This window comes from Rhodanobacter sp. LX-99 (genome assembly GCF_018599185.1).
Taxonomy (GTDB): domain Bacteria; phylum Pseudomonadota; class Gammaproteobacteria; order Xanthomonadales; family Rhodanobacteraceae; genus Rhodanobacter.
This window is the reverse complement of record NZ_JAHFVL010000002.1, coordinates 561,167-574,709: the sequence shown is the minus strand read 5'-3', so window position 1 is coordinate 574,709 and position 13,543 is coordinate 561,167. Positions and strand designations below refer to the sequence as shown.

General features: G+C 66.2%; 14 protein-coding genes and 6 tRNA genes. 3 read left to right on the top strand and 17 right to left on the bottom strand.

Annotation, left to right across the window (positions count from 1 at the left end; genetic code table 11):
- Positions 1-86: 86 nt before the first annotated feature.
- From clpP to rlmE, 10 genes are all read right to left on the bottom strand, one after another.
- Complete coding sequence (clpP, locus tag KK131_RS13475; RefSeq protein WP_214557222.1) at positions 87-716, bottom strand: ATP-dependent Clp endopeptidase proteolytic subunit ClpP; 630 nt, start codon at positions 714-716, stop codon at positions 87-89.
- Between the two features lie 37 nt (positions 717-753).
- Positions 754-2,046, bottom strand: a complete 1,293-nt coding sequence (tig, locus tag KK131_RS13470; RefSeq protein WP_214557221.1) for a trigger factor — start codon at positions 2,044-2,046, stop codon at positions 754-756.
- A gap of 89 nt (positions 2,047-2,135) precedes the next feature.
- Positions 2,136-2,220, bottom strand: a tRNA-Leu gene (locus KK131_RS13465).
- Positions 2,221-2,491: 271 nt separating this feature from the next.
- Positions 2,492-2,567 (bottom strand) — tRNA-Lys (locus tag KK131_RS13460).
- 20 nt (positions 2,568-2,587) lie between these two features.
- A tRNA-His gene (locus KK131_RS13455) sits at positions 2,588-2,664 on the bottom strand.
- 14 nt (positions 2,665-2,678) lie between these two features.
- Positions 2,679-2,755 (bottom strand) — tRNA-Arg (locus tag KK131_RS13450).
- 25 nt (positions 2,756-2,780) lie between these two features.
- Positions 2,781-2,857: transfer RNA gene (locus tag KK131_RS13445), tRNA-Pro, on the bottom strand.
- A 180-nt stretch (positions 2,858-3,037) separates the two neighbouring features.
- A tRNA-Arg gene (locus KK131_RS13440) sits at positions 3,038-3,114 on the bottom strand.
- Between the two features lie 272 nt (positions 3,115-3,386).
- Positions 3,387-5,345 (bottom strand): ATP-dependent zinc metalloprotease FtsH, encoded by a 1,959-nt coding sequence (gene ftsH / locus KK131_RS13435; RefSeq protein WP_214557220.1) that lies wholly within the window; start codon positions 5,343-5,345, stop codon positions 3,387-3,389.
- Positions 5,342-5,992, bottom strand: a complete 651-nt coding sequence (gene rlmE, locus KK131_RS13430; RefSeq protein ID WP_214557397.1) for a 23S rRNA (uridine(2552)-2'-O)-methyltransferase RlmE — start codon at positions 5,990-5,992, stop codon at positions 5,342-5,344. The genes ftsH and rlmE overlap by 4 nt, the downstream gene beginning before the upstream one ends.
- 81 nt (positions 5,993-6,073) lie before the next feature.
- Between rlmE and yhbY the strand changes: the two genes are divergently transcribed.
- Entirely contained in the window at positions 6,074-6,370 is a 297-nt protein-coding gene (gene yhbY / locus KK131_RS13425) for a ribosome assembly RNA-binding protein YhbY (protein WP_214557219.1), read from the top strand.
- The gene (locus tag KK131_RS13420) at positions 6,370-6,747 is read left to right on the top strand and encodes an Mth938-like domain-containing protein (RefSeq protein ID WP_214557218.1); all 378 of its coding nucleotides are present in this window, start codon (positions 6,370-6,372) and stop codon (positions 6,745-6,747) included. The genes yhbY and KK131_RS13420 overlap by 1 nt, the downstream gene beginning before the upstream one ends.
- 16 nt (positions 6,748-6,763) lie before the next feature.
- On the opposite strand, the gene KK131_RS13415 is transcribed toward KK131_RS13420, so the two are convergent.
- The 4 genes from KK131_RS13415 to surE are packed head-to-tail and all read right to left on the bottom strand — an operon-like array spanning position 6,764 to position 9,898.
- Complete coding sequence (locus tag KK131_RS13415; RefSeq protein WP_214557396.1) at positions 6,764-7,756, bottom strand: peptidoglycan DD-metalloendopeptidase family protein; 993 nt, start codon at positions 7,754-7,756, stop codon at positions 6,764-6,766.
- A gap of 52 nt (positions 7,757-7,808) precedes the next feature.
- Positions 7,809-8,417, bottom strand: coding sequence for a VTT domain-containing protein (locus tag KK131_RS13410; protein ID WP_214557217.1), 609 nt, complete (start codon positions 8,415-8,417; stop codon positions 7,809-7,811).
- Positions 8,417-9,097, bottom strand: coding sequence for a protein-L-isoaspartate(D-aspartate) O-methyltransferase (locus tag KK131_RS13405; RefSeq protein ID WP_214557216.1), 681 nt, complete (start codon positions 9,095-9,097; stop codon positions 8,417-8,419). The genes KK131_RS13410 and KK131_RS13405 overlap by 1 nt, the downstream gene beginning before the upstream one ends.
- A gap of 3 nt (positions 9,098-9,100) precedes the next feature.
- Positions 9,101-9,898 carry a 5'/3'-nucleotidase SurE gene (gene surE, locus KK131_RS13400; protein ID WP_214557215.1) on the bottom strand — a complete coding sequence of 266 codons (798 nt, stop codon included), beginning with the start codon at positions 9,896-9,898 and terminating at the stop codon, positions 9,101-9,103.
- 152 nt (positions 9,899-10,050) lie between these two features.
- Here surE and KK131_RS13395 point away from each other — a divergent pair, with 152 nt between their 5' ends.
- Positions 10,051-10,596 carry a Smr/MutS family protein gene (locus KK131_RS13395; RefSeq protein ID WP_214557214.1) on the top strand — a complete coding sequence of 182 codons (546 nt, stop codon included), beginning with the start codon at positions 10,051-10,053 and terminating at the stop codon, positions 10,594-10,596.
- On the opposite strand, the gene truD is transcribed toward KK131_RS13395, so the two are convergent.
- From truD to ispF, 3 genes are read right to left on the bottom strand one after another with little or no spacing between them, the layout of a single operon-like run.
- Complete coding sequence (gene truD, locus KK131_RS13390; RefSeq protein WP_214557213.1) at positions 10,597-11,628, bottom strand: tRNA pseudouridine(13) synthase TruD; 1,032 nt, start codon at positions 11,626-11,628, stop codon at positions 10,597-10,599.
- A gap of 41 nt (positions 11,629-11,669) precedes the next feature.
- Positions 11,670-13,064 carry a magnesium transporter gene (gene mgtE, locus KK131_RS13385; protein ID WP_214557212.1) on the bottom strand — a complete coding sequence of 465 codons (1,395 nt, stop codon included), beginning with the start codon at positions 13,062-13,064 and terminating at the stop codon, positions 11,670-11,672.
- On the bottom strand, positions 13,061-13,534 hold the full coding sequence (gene ispF / locus KK131_RS13380) for a 2-C-methyl-D-erythritol 2,4-cyclodiphosphate synthase (protein WP_214557211.1): 474 nt from the start codon (positions 13,532-13,534) through the stop codon (positions 13,061-13,063). Before ispF ends, mgtE begins: the two co-directional genes overlap by 4 nt.
- Positions 13,535-13,543: the final 9 nt, after the last annotated feature.

Here is a 13,543-nt window from a genome sequence, read left to right as displayed (position 1 = left end):
TGGATGCGTCGCGAGAATAACACAGGGCTCCGCGTCTGCCTGCAGACGCAGAGCCCATCTCGCGACTCTGGGGTACAACCTGTGAATCAGGCCGATTTCACCGTCTCGCCGGCGCGCTTGTCGAGCACTTCGTCGATCAGGCCATAGGCCTTGGCGTCGGCGGCGCTCATGAAGCGGTCGCGCTCCATGTCCAGCTCGATCTTCTCGATCGGCTGGCCGGTGTGCTCGACATACAGCCTGTTCAGGCGCTCGCGCACGTACAGGATCTCGCGCGCCTGGATCTCGATGTCGGTCGCCTGGCCCTGCGCGCCGCCGGAAGGCTGGTGGATCATGATCCGCGAGTTCGGCAGGGCGAAACGCTTGCCCTTGGCGCCCGCCATCAACAGGAACGAACCCATGCTGCAAGCCTGGCCGATGCACATCGTGCTGACATTCGGCTTGATGAACTGCATGGTGTCGTAGATCGCCAGGCCGGCCGTGACCGCACCGCCGGGGCTGTTGATGTAGAAGTTGATGTCCTTGTCCGGATTCTCCGACTCCAGGAACAGCATCTGCGCAACGATAACGTTGGCGACCTGATCGTTGACTTCGCCGACCAGGAAGACCACCCGCTCCTTCAACAGGCGCGAGTAGATGTCATAGGAGCGCTCGCCGCGAGCCGTCTGCTCGACGACCATCGGTATCAAATTGAGGTTCTGGATCGGATCCATGGCCATGCTTGCAGCTCTCCGGTTGATGGGCCTGGCGGACAGCTCAGGCGTTGGCTGGGCGCATCACGTCGTCGAAGCTCAGGTCCAGCTGGGTGGTCTTGGCATGCTCCGCCACCCACTCGGCCACCTGATCTTCCATCACGCGATTCTGCAGCCCGGACATCAGTTGGGGGTCGCCGTTGTAGAGTTCAATGACCTTCTCCGGCTCTTCATAGGTCGAAGCAATCGCGGCGAGCTGTTCGGCAATGCGTTTGCGGTCGATCTTGATCTCCTGCTTGCGGGCAATCTCGCCCATCAGCAGGCCGGCGATCACCCGCTTGCGCGCGATCGGCATGGCGGCCTCGACCAGCTGCGGCGGTGGCTGCTGGCCCTGCGGCACGCTGCCGGCGGCCATGTTGCGCGCCTCGGACTGTACCATCAGCTTCGGCACGTCCAACTCGGCGTGGGCCGTGGACAATTTCTCGGCAACTTCGGATTTCAGGCGCGCCATCAGCGCCGCCTTCAGCTCACGCTCGAGGTTCGCACGAACTTCCTTGCGGAACGTCTCCAGGTCGCCGTCCGCGATGCCGAACAACTTCGCAAACTCGGCGTCGATCTCGGGCAGCTTCGGTTCCTGCACCTTCAGGATGCTGAAGCTGACCCCGGCAGTCTTGCCCGCCAGCTGCGCGTTGCGGAAATCTTCCGGAAAGGCAATTTCGGTCTCGAAACTGTCGCCCGCCTTGCGGCCAATCAGCGCCTCGTCCAGCGCCTTGAACAGGGTGCCCGAACCCAGCACGCTGCCGGCACGCTCCAGACCCTCGGCCGGGAAGCGGTAGTCGCCGGCTTCGGCCGAGTACTCGAACATCACGAAGTCGCCCTCGGCCGAGGCACGATCCACCTCGTCGAAGCTGCGGCGCTGCTGGCGCAGGGTCTCCAGCATCTTGTCGATGTCGGCATCGGTCACCACCGCCATCGGACGGCTGATCTCGAGCGCAGCCACGTCGACCAGCGGGAACTCCGGCATGATTTCGAACGTCGCGGTATAGGCGATTTCACCGTTTTCCGGCTGGCCGGTGGTGTCGATCGCCGGATTGGCGATCGGCTGCAGCTTTTCCTGCGCCACCGCCTCGCGCAGCGTGCTGCCGATCAGGTCGGACAAAACTTCGCCACGGACCTGGTCGCCGAAACGCTGCTTGATCACCGTCGTCGGTACCTTGCCCGGACGGAAACCCTTCAGGCGAACCGTGCGGCCCATCTCCGCGATGCGCGCGCTCACCTGCGTCTCGAACCGCTCCGCGGGAAATTTCACCGTGAGCTTGCGCTCGAGCGTGCCGATGTTCTCAACCGAAACCTGCATGACGTCTCCTGGTACTACCTGATGTTGTGGGCCTGCCACAGGCGCCATGGCGGCCGTGCCGCCCGAAAAACAAAGAAATCAACAGGGTGTGGTGCGAAAGGGGGGACTCGAACCCCCACGGGGTTAACCGCCAGAACCTAAATCTGGTGCGTCTACCAATTCCGCCACTCTCGCCTTGCCACCCTCGTCAAACGCGCGTAACCACCGGATTCTGAAACCGATTGTCACCTGCCGGAGCAATTCCGCAAGCGCCTCATCCCCATGCCCGCGGCCACGCCCGCCTAAGTCGATGATTCCCTTATACGAAAGCGGACCATTTTACGGTTGCACGACCTTGCAGCACAAGCGTTGGCGGCTGCGAATCGCGGCACCGCCGACGTGTCGCGCCGCCGTTCCGGCTGCGCAAAGCAAAACGCCGATCGCAAGCGATCGGCGTTTTGTCGATTGGTGGGCCGTGAAGGATTCGAACCTTCGACCAATTGATTAAGAGTCAACTGCTCTACCAACTGAGCTAACGGCCCAGGAAACCTGGGTTTGAAACTGGGGTGGATGATGGGATTCGAACCCACGACAACCGGAATCACAATCCGGGACTCTAACCAGCTGAGCTACATCCACCATCGACCTGATACTGGTGCGCCAGACAGGACTCGAACCTGCAACCGTCGGCTTAGAAGGCCGATGCTCTATCCGGTTGAGCTACAGGCGCAGTCTCTGCAGGTAGAACGTCTCGCTGGTCGGGGCAGAGGGATTCGAACCCCCGACTTTTGCGTCCCAAACGCAACGCTCTACCAGACTGAGCTATACCCCGCTTTCGAATCACCGGCCATGCCACCACCGGAGCCTTGAAATGTTACGGGTGCCGCCTCGCTCAGTCAATCCGTATCGAAGCACACCTTGTGTTTCTTGATCATCGTTTTCGCGGGGAGCCGTACAGGTTTCCCGTTGAAAACAAAACGGGGTGCAAGCACCCCGCCTCGCAGAATAAAAATGGTGCGCCCGGAGAGATTCGAACTCCCGACCACCTAGTTCGTAGCCAGGTACTCTATCCAACTGAGCTACGGGCGCACTGAAAACCGTTTTCCTCATCGCCGGGATGTCTGGGCATCGAGGCGGTGAAGCAAGAAGCGGAATTATTCAGACTCCACCCGCTTGCGTCAACCCTTTTCGTGAAAATTTCTTCACCGAATTGTTCATGTCCGGCAAATACGGTCTCCGGTGCGGCGCTTTCACAGCTATCACATGCACGCACGGCGACAGGCTCGATGCGCGCAACGCAAGAGAGCGGCCAGTGGCCGCCCTCTTCCAATGCAACGGTATGGCCGTCCAAACGGCGGCGGTCAGCCTTCCATGCCGGTCCGGCTCTGCGGCGCAGGATCGCCGACCTTGCCCACGGTCGAACCGGCGTCGCCTTTCGGCGGTGGAGGCGGCGGCGTGGCGCCGGTCGATGCATTCTTCGTCCAGTCGGCCGGCGGCCCGGGGATGCGCCCGGCCATGATGTCGTCGATCTGGTGTGCGTCGATCGTCTCGTACTGCAGCAAGGCGTCGGCCATGGCATGCAGCTTGTCGAGGTTCGCGGTCAGCAACTCCTTGCTGCGCGCATAGGCACGATCGAGGATGCCGCGCACCACTTCGTCGATCTTGCTGGCGGTCTCGTTGGAGATGCTCTTGTGCTGGGTCACCGAACGGCCCAGGAACACCTCGTCCTCGTCCTCGCCGTAGGTGATCGGACCGAGCTCGTCGGACAGTCCCCACTTGGTCGCCATGTTGCGCGCCATCTTGGTGGCCCGCTCGATGTCGTTGGAGGCGCCGGTGGTGACCTTGTCGGCACCGAAGATCAATTCCTCCGCCACCCGGCCGCCATACAGCGAACACAGCTGCGACTGGATCGCCACGCGGTTGATGCTGTACTTGTCGCCCTCGGGCAGATACATGGTGACGCCCAGCGCACGCCCGCGCGGGATGATCGTGACCTTGTAGACCGGGTCGTGCTCGGGCACCAGCCGGCCGACGATGGCGTGGCCGGCTTCGTGATAGGCGGTGAGCTTCTTCTCGTCCTCGCTCATCGCCATCGAGCGGCGCTCGGCCCCCATCAGGATCTTGTCGCGCGCCTTGTCCAGGTGGCTCATGCGCACCTCGCGCGCGTTCTCGCGCGCGGCGAACAGCGCCGCCTCGTTGACCAGGTTGGCCAGGTCGGCACCGGAGAAGCCGGGCGTGCCGCGTGCGATGGTCATGGCGTTGACGTCGCTGGCGATCGGCACCTTGCGCATGTGCACCTTGAGGATCTGCTCGCGTCCGCGCACGTCGGGCAGGCCCACCACGACCTGGCGGTCGAAGCGGCCCGGGCGCAGCAGCGCCGGGTCCAGCACGTCGGGACGGTTCGTCGCGGCGATCACGATGATGCCTTCGGTGCCCTCGAAACCGTCCATCTCCACCAGCAGCTGGTTCAGCGTCTGCTCGCGTTCGTCATGGCCGCCGCCCAGGCCGGCGCCGCGATGGCGGCCGACCGCGTCGATCTCGTCGATGAAGATGATGCACGGCGCGTGTTTCTTCGCCTGTTCGAACATGTCGCGCACGCGGCTGGCGCCGACGCCGACGAACATCTCGACGAAGTCGGAACCGGAGATCGCGAAGAACGGCACCTTGGCCTCGCCCGCGATCGCCTTCGCCAGCAGAGTCTTGCCGGTGCCGGGCGGGCCGACCATCAGCACACCGCGCGGAATCTTGCCGCCGAGCTTCTGGAAGCGGCTCGGGTCGCGCAGGAACTCGACCAGCTCGCCGACCTCCTCTTTCGCCTCGTCGCAACCGGCGACGTCGCTGAAGTTGACCTTGATCTGGTCCTCGCCCTGCAGCTTGGCGCGCGAACGGCCGAAGCTCATCGCGCCACGGCCACCGCCGCCGGACTGCATCTGGCGCATGAACCAGATGAACACGCCCACGATCAGCAGCACCGGCAGCCAGCTGATCAGCAGGCCGATCAGCGAGAAGCCCTCGGACGGGTCCTGGCGAACCTCGACGCCCTTGTCCTGCATCTGCTTGACCACCTCGTTGGTGGAGAAGCCGAGCATCGGCGCGACCGTGCGGAACGGGCTGCCATCCTTCAGCTTGCCGCTGATGGTGGCCGGCTGGTCGGCGCTGATCGTGGCGTTGGCGACGTTGCCGTTGTCGACACTCTGCACGAACGAGCTGTAAGGCAGGTCGGACGAGGCCGCGCCACGCGGATTGAAGCTCTGGAACACGGTGAACAGGACCACCGCGATGATCACCCAGAGCAACACATTTTTCGCTGTTTCATTCATGCACGGTTCTCGCCCGGTGACACCGGGGCAGGCTTGCGGCCCACCGCCAGTGCGTACACCTCACGCGAACGCGCGCGGGAGGCCTTAGGTTTACGCATGGTTACGCGGGTGAAGTCCGCGCGCAAGCTGCGCAAGTAATCGTCAAAGCCGACTCCCTGAAACAATTTGATCAGGAACGAGCCGCCCGGCTTGAGCCATTGTCGACTGAAATCCAGCGCCAGTTCGGCCAGATCCATCGCCCGGATCTGGTCGGCCAGCGCCACACCACTCATATTGGGGGCCATGTCGGACAGTACAAGATCCACCTTGAGCCCCTCCAGGCGGGATTCGAGCTCGTGCAGCACCGATTCCTCGCGGAAGTCGCCCTGCAGGAAATCCACGCCGGCGATGCTCTGCATCGGCAGGATGTCCAGCGCGAACACCCTGCCGCTGTCGCCCAACCGGTTGCGCACCAGCTGCGACCAGCTGCCCGGTGCCGCACCGAGGTCGACCACGTTGATGCCCGGCTTCAGCAGGTGATCGCGCTCGATCAGTTCCTCCAGCTTGTACACCGCACGCGAACGCAAACCCTCGGCCTGGGCTTTCTTCACATATTCGTCATTGAAATGTTCGCGCAGCCAGACTGCGCTGCTCTTGCTGCGGGCCATGTCGTCACAGTCGCCGATTGGGGAACGGGATGCCGCATGATACCCTTTGCCGTTCACTGACCGCGAATCGAGCACCAGCGCATGGCCCTTTCCTCCTCGCAGATCCGCTACCTGCGCAGCCTCGCCCATGACCTGAGCCCGGTGGTCCTGCTGGGCAGCAAGGGCGCCACCGCAGCCGTGGTCAAGGAACTGGACCAGGCGCTGGGCATCCACGAACTGGTCAAGGTGAAGCTGTCCGGTGGCGACAAGGATGAACGGCAGGCCCAGATCGACGTGCTGATCGAAGGCACCGGGGCCGAAAAAATCCACCAGATCGGCCATGTCGTCGTGCTGTTCCGCCGCAACGCCGACGAGCCGAAGATCGCCCTGCCACGCTGATGGACCTGTCGCTCGAACGCCCCGAAGGCTATCTCTACGTGCGCCGCGTCGGCGCGCGCGGGGTCACCCTGATCGATCGCGAGCTCACCAGCAGCTTCCTGCTCGCACCCGATCGGGCGATCGAGAACTGGCCGGTCACCGCCGCTGGCACGCTGGACGCCGGCCATGTCGAAGCCCTGCTGGCGTTGCAACCCGAACTGGTGATCCTGGGCACCGGCGAGCACCAGGTATTTCCGGCTGCCGCGTTCATGGCCGGTTTCCTGCGCAAGGGCATCGGCATCGAAGTGATGGACAACGCCGCCGCCGCGCGCACCTACAACCTGCTGGCCGGCGAAGGGCGCCGGGTCATCGCCGGATTCATCCTGCCGCCGGCTTGACCGATCCACGCCGCGATCAGCGCAGCGGCAGATATCCCAGCGGATCGACCGGGTTGCCGTCCTTGCGGATCTGGAACTCCAGTTCGTTGCGGGTGGTGCCGGTCGATCCCATCTCGGCGATCTGCTGGCCGGCACTGACCCGCTGGCCCTCCTTGACCAGGCGCTTGCGATTGTGGCCATAAGCGGACAGGAAGCTGTCGTTGTGCTTGATGATCACCAGCTCGCCGTAGCCGACCAGGCCGTTGCCGCTGTACACCACCACGCCATCGGCGGCGGCACGCACCGGATCGCCGGACTTGCCCGCGATCTGGATGCCGGGAATCGCGTCGCCACTCTGGAAGCGGCCCACCAGACTGCCATCGGCCGGCCAGCGCCACTGCACGCTGCTGACCACGCGTGAAACGCCGGCGGCCGGCGGCGCGGGCGGCGGCATGGTCGCCGGTGCGGCAGCCGGGACACCTGCCACCGGCACCACGGTGGTCGCCGTGGCGGCAACGGCCGGCGCGGCAGGTCTTGACGGCGGCGTGATCGCCGGTGAGGTGGCCGGCACGCTCGCGGATGTCGCTGCGGGTGGTCCGGCTGGCGACGGCGACGGTGCGGTCACAGCCTCGAACATCGGGGCTGCCGCCACGGGCGCGCCACCCGCGTGGACAGGGGCGGCAGCCACCGGCGCGGCATGGCTCTTCGTCGGCGGCGAAAGAGTCAGCCGTTGTCCCGGCCAGATCGTGTATGGCGCGGCGATTCCGTTCCACTGCGCCAGATCACGGAAGTCCACGCCCTTGCGGAACGCGATCGAATACAGCGTGTCGCCCTGCACCACCGCGTAGTTGCCGCCCGGTATCGGCGTACGGGCGGGTGTCGGCGCACTGGTGACCGGGCGAGGGCCATAGCCGCTGTCGGGTGTTGGTTCCACCACGACCGAGCTGCGCATGGTGCCGCAGGAAGCAAGCAGCACGGTCACGGCCAGAGTTACCAGGCACTGAAGATATCGATCCATGCGCACCAGCATACCGATGCGGGCAGTCTTTTTCATGCGACGTCGCTCCCCCGGACAGCGCCGCTCAACGCAGCCAGAACCACCACACCAGCAGCAAGGCCAGCACGACCAGCGCGGCCCAGCCGATCCATTCGACGTACTTGTGCAGGATCCGCTCGGCGCGTTCGCCGAACAGGCGGATCAACAACGCCAGCAACCACACGCGCTTGCCGCGGCCGAGCCCGATGCAGGCCAGGAACGGCAGGATCGGCACACCGATGATGCCGCAGGCCCAGGTGATGAACTTCATCGGCACCACCGGCTGCAACGCGGCCAGGATCAGCACGCCGTACATGCCCCAGTGATGCTCGACCATCTGCCTGCTCAAGGTCGCCACGCCCTGCTCGATCGGTGCCAGCAGGTGCAGCGCATCGAGCACCGGCCGCAGCGCATGGAACGCCCAATGGCCCAGCACGTAGCCCACCAGTGCGCCCAGCAGCGAGAACAGCAGGCTGATGTTTGCGAAGAAGAACGCCTTGTGCCGCTTGCCCAGCATCATCGGCGCCAGCATCACTTCCGGCGGAATCGGGAAGATGAACGACTCGACGAAACTCAGCCCGGACAGGTAATACAACGCCCTTGGCTCGCGTGCCCAGCTCAGCGCACGCGCATAAAGTGCCCCGAACAGACGCATCAGCCGATCCCGCCCAGCAGCGGCACGAAACTGACCGCGCCCAGTTCCTCCTGGATGAAATCGCCCTGGCCGTCGCCGCGCATGCGGATCAGCGTCTGCCGGCTGGGCGAGCCGACCGGCGCCACCAGCACGCCGGTGGGGCTGAGCTGGTCGAGGATGCGGGTGGGAATGGTGTCGCCGGCGGCGGTGAGGATGATCGCGTCGAACGGCGCCTCGTCCGGCCAGCCGAGCTTGCCGTCGTCGTAGCGCGAACGCAGGTTGGTCAGGCCGAGCTGGCGGAAGCGCCGGCGCGCCTGGCGCAGCAGGGCCTCGATCCGCTCCACCGTGAACACCTGCGGCACCAGCGCCGCCAGCACCGCCGCCTGGTAGCCGGAGCCGGTGCCGATCTCCAGCACCTTCTGCGGCACGCCGAACTCGAGCAGCGCCTCGGTCATGCGCGCCACCACCCACGGTTGCGAGATGGTCTGGCCGTGGCCGATCGGCAGCGCGTCGTTCTCATAGGCACGCGAATGCAGCGCCTGGTCGATGAAGTGGTGGCGCGGCAGGTTGCGGATCACCTCGATCACGCGCAGGTCGCGGATGCCGCCATCTTTCAGGGTCGCCGCGAGGCGATCGCGCGCGCGCTGCGAGGTCATCCCCTCGCCCTTCAGGTCCGCGGCAGGCAATGGATACATGGTCATGGCTCAGGCCGCCTCGTCGTCGTTGGTCCGGCCCACCGCCATCGCGTCGCTCAGCGGCTGCATCCAGCTGCTGACTTTCTCCAGCGCCTGGAACCGGGTCAGGTCGACATGGATCGGCGTGACGGAAACAAAGCCGCGCCGCACGGCATTGAAATCGGTGCCGGGACCGGCATCGTCCACCTCGCCCGCCGGACCGATCCACCAGATCGGCCGCCCGCGCGGATCGGTCTGCGCGATGCACGGCGCGGAGCGGTGACGCCGCCCCAGCCGGGTGACTTCGAAGCCTTCGATCTGTGCCCACGGCCGATCCGGCACGTTGACGTTGAGGATGGTGTCGGCCGGCAGCGGATCGACCAGCAGCCGCTGCATCAGCAGCAGCACCGCCTTCGCCGCCGAGTCGTAATGCTCGCCCTTGTGGTCGTGGCTGACCAGCGACACCGCGATCGCCGGCAGTCCCAGGAAACGCCCTTCCATCGCCGCCGACACCGTGCCGGAATAGATCACGTCGTCGCCGAGGTTCGCCGAGTTGTTGATGCCGGACACGACCATATCGGGCTCTTCGTCCAGCAGCCCGGCCAGCGCCAGGTGCACGCAATCGGTCGGCGTGCCGGCCACGCGATAGTAGCCGTTGCCCATCGGCAAGACGCGCAGCGGCGCATCGAGCGTAAGCGAATTGCTGGCGCCGGAACGATCGCGATCGGGCGCCACCACCGTCACCTGGGCCACTTCGCCGAGACGCTCGGCAAGCACGCGGATGCCAGGTGCATCCACGCCATCGTCGTTACTGACCAGAACTCGCATGATGCTCCATCGAAAACGGACTGCGGACACGCTTGTCCATGACCCCACGGCGCGCGCCACACCCGTCGAGTTTACCGGAGCGGGACGCCGGTTTCACTTCGCCGCGATCTCCACCTTCCCGTCATGCACGCGCTTTGACTTAGCATGCGGGCATGAAGCGCCGCCCATCCGCACCGGTCGATGACGACGACAGCCGCCTGTTCCGCGAGGCGGTCGGCGACGTGCGTCCGCTGGCTCCGGTATCGGCGCCGCCGGCCCCTGCGAAACCCGCGCCGCACCCGCACATGCTGGAGGCGGACGAAGCCGCGGTACCCGGCGAATTGCTGGACATGGCGTTCGACCCGGCCCTGCTCGAGGTGGGCGAGGAACTGGGCTACCTGCGCGACGGCTACCCGCCGAAGCTGCTGCGCCAGCTCAAGCGCGGCCAGTTCAGCGTGCAGGACGATCTCGACCTGCACCAGATGAACGCCGCCGCCGCACAGGCCAGCATCATCGCCTTCCTGGCCGAGGCGAAGCAGCACGGCCTGCGCTGCGTGCGCATCGTGCACGGCAAGGGCCTGCGCTCGAAAGCCGCCGGACCGGTGTTGAAAGGCCTCACCGACCGCATGCTGCGCCGGCGCGACGACGTGATCGCGTTTGCCTCGGCGCGACCGGCGCTGGGTGGCACCGGCGCGGTGATCGTCCTGCTCAAGGGCTGACTACACGATCGAGGCCAGTTCGCGCACCACCACCGTGGCGTACGCGCCAGCCGGCAGTTCGAACGACAGTTCCAGTGCATCGTCACCCTGCCAGTGCCAGCGCAGGTCCTTCGGCAGCAGCCGCAGCGGTCGGCGTTCCTGGTCCATCCGCGCCGCCGCCAGGCCGGCGGCCAGGTCGTCGTACGCCGCACCGATCTCGCGTTCCAGCGCACCCGCCTCGCCCTGGCTCGGCGGCTCGCCCTGTCCCCACAACGGGCCGGACGGATGGATGTCGGCGCGAACCAGCCGCTCGGCCAGCAGCTCGGTGAACGGCTCCGGCCCGAACCACGAGCGCGAACCGGCCAGCGACCAGATCTCGCCCTCCAGCGGGCTGTCCCAGGCGCCGCGTTCGACCCGCGCCGCCAGCACGCTGTTGAAGATCTGCGAGCGCGCCGCCGACAGCAGGAACGAACGCTTGTCGCGATCCACCCGGCGTCCGCCGAACATCGCCCGCGCCTGCGCCACATTGCCGCCCTCGCGGCCGAAGCGCTGCTCGCCGTAGTAATTCGGCACCCCGCGCGCGGCGATCTGCGCCAGCACCTGTTCGGCCGCCGCGCGGTCGCCGTGCACGTCGCGCAGCACCAGCACGAAACGGTTGCCGCGCAACGCGCCGCGTTTGAGCTTGCGCGAATGCCGCGTCGCCGCCAGCACCTTCGCTTCCGCGTGCGGAAACGCCGACCAGTCCGGATCGGGCTTGCCGGCCAGTTGTACCGAGAACGTCTGCCGGGTCACCGCGTGACGGTCCTTCATGCCCGCATAGCCCACCGCGACTTGCGGCACGCCGGCGAATTTCGCCAGTTCGCGTGCCACCCAGTCGGTATTCGCGCCGCGCTTCTCCACCCACAGCAAGGCGTGCTCGCCGGCACCGTCGGCGTCGTAGCCGAGAATCTCCTCGACCTGGAAATCCTCCGGCACGCTGCGCAACCGCGCCTGCAACGGCGGGGCGCCGTAGGCCCACGGCAGCGGGGCCTGGGCAAGTTCGGATTCGGACATGGCACTCCACCGGCCGCGCCGGCATTCGGGTCAGGCCGGCATCACATCAGAAAGACGGTGGCCAAGCCAAGGAAGATGAAAAAACCGCCGCTGTCGGTCATCGCGGTGATCAGCACGCTGGAGCCCAGCGCCGGATCGCGGCCGAACTTCGTCATCAGCACCGGGATGCCGACGCCGGCGAACGCAGCCAGCAGCAGGTTCAACGTCATCGCCGCGGTCATCACCAGGCCGAGCGATACGCTGTCGTACAGCAACCACGCCACGATGCCGATCACCCCGCCCCAGATCAGCCCGTTCAGCAGCGACACGGTCAGCTCCTTGCGCCAAAGCCGCTTCGCGCTTTCGGCGGTGATCTGGTTCAGCGCCAGCGCGCGCACGATCATGGTGATGGTCTGGTTGCCGGAGTTCCCGCCGATGCCGGCCACGATCGGCATCAGCGCGGCCAGCGCCACCAGGCGTTCGATCGAACCCTCGAACAGGCCGATCACGCGCGAGGCGATGAACGCGGTGACCAGGTTGATCGCCAGCCACGACCAGCGGTTCTTCAGCGAAGCCCACACCGAGGCGAAGATGTCCTCCTCCTCGCGCAGGCCGCCGCGGCTGAGCGCTTCGCTCTCGCCCTCCTCTCGGATCACGTCGACCATCGCGTCGATGGTGATGCGGCCGATCAGGTGGCCGCGCTCGTCGACCACCGGCGCGGTCACCAGGTCGTAGCGCTCGAACGCCTGCGCCACGTCGTAGGCGTCGTCGGTGGGGTGGAAGGTGTTGACGTCCGGCGCCATCACCACGCTGACCATCTTCTCCGGCGGGTTCACCAGCAGCCAGTGCAACGGCAGCACGCCGGTGAGCAGGTTGTCCTGGTTGATCACGAACAGCTTGTCGGTCTGCGCCGGCAATTCGTCCCAGCGGCGCAGGTAGCGCAACACCACTTCCAGGCTCACGTCCTCGCGGATGGTGACCATCTCGAAGTCCATCAGCGCGCCGACCTGGTCGTCCTCGTAGGACAGCGCCGACTGCACCTGCTCGCGCTGCTGCGTGCCCAGGCTCGCCATCAGCTCCGGCAGCACCGCGGTCGGCAGGTCCTCGACCAGGTCGGCCAGCTCATCCGCGTCCAGCGGTTCGACCGCGGCGAGGATCTCGTGGCGGTCCATGTCCGCGATCAGCGATTCGCGCACCGCATCGGACACTTCCAGCAGGATCTCGCCGTCGCGGTCGGCCTTGACCAGTTGCCAGACCGCCAGGCGGTCGTCCAGCGGCAGCGATTCGAGGATGAACGCGATGTCGGCCGGATGCAGCTCGTCCAGCCGCCGGCGCAATTCGGCCTGCGATTCGGCCGGCAGCGGGCTCTCGTCGTCGTGCCGGCGCAGCACCTCGACGATGGCTTCGAGCTGGTCGTGCAGCCGGCTTGCGGCGCTGCGGGCCTCTACTTCGGTCACGCGCGCTCCAGCAGGACGCACGCCTGCGCGGCGATCCCTTCGCCCCGGCCGCAGAAGCCGAGCTTTTCGGTGGTGGTGGCCTTGACGCTGACGCGGCCGATCTCGCTGTCCAGGTCGGCGGCGAGGTTCTCGCGCATCGCCTGCACGTGCGGGCCGACCTTCGGCGCCTCGCCGATCACGGTGATGTCGGCATTGCCCAGCGCGTAGCCGTGCTGCGCCATCAGCATCGCCGCATGGCGCAGGAACTGGCGGCTGTCGGCATCGCGCCAGCGCTCGTCCGTGGGCGGAAAATGCTGGCCGATGTCGCCCAGCGCCAGCGCGCCGAAGATCGCGTCGCACAGCGCATGGATCACCACGTCGCCGTCCGAATGCGCCACCACGCCGCGGCGATGCGGCACGCGCACGCCGCCCAGGGTGACGTGGTCGCCCTCGCCGAATGCATGCACGTCGAAACCCTGTCCGATCCTCATGGGGCTGCC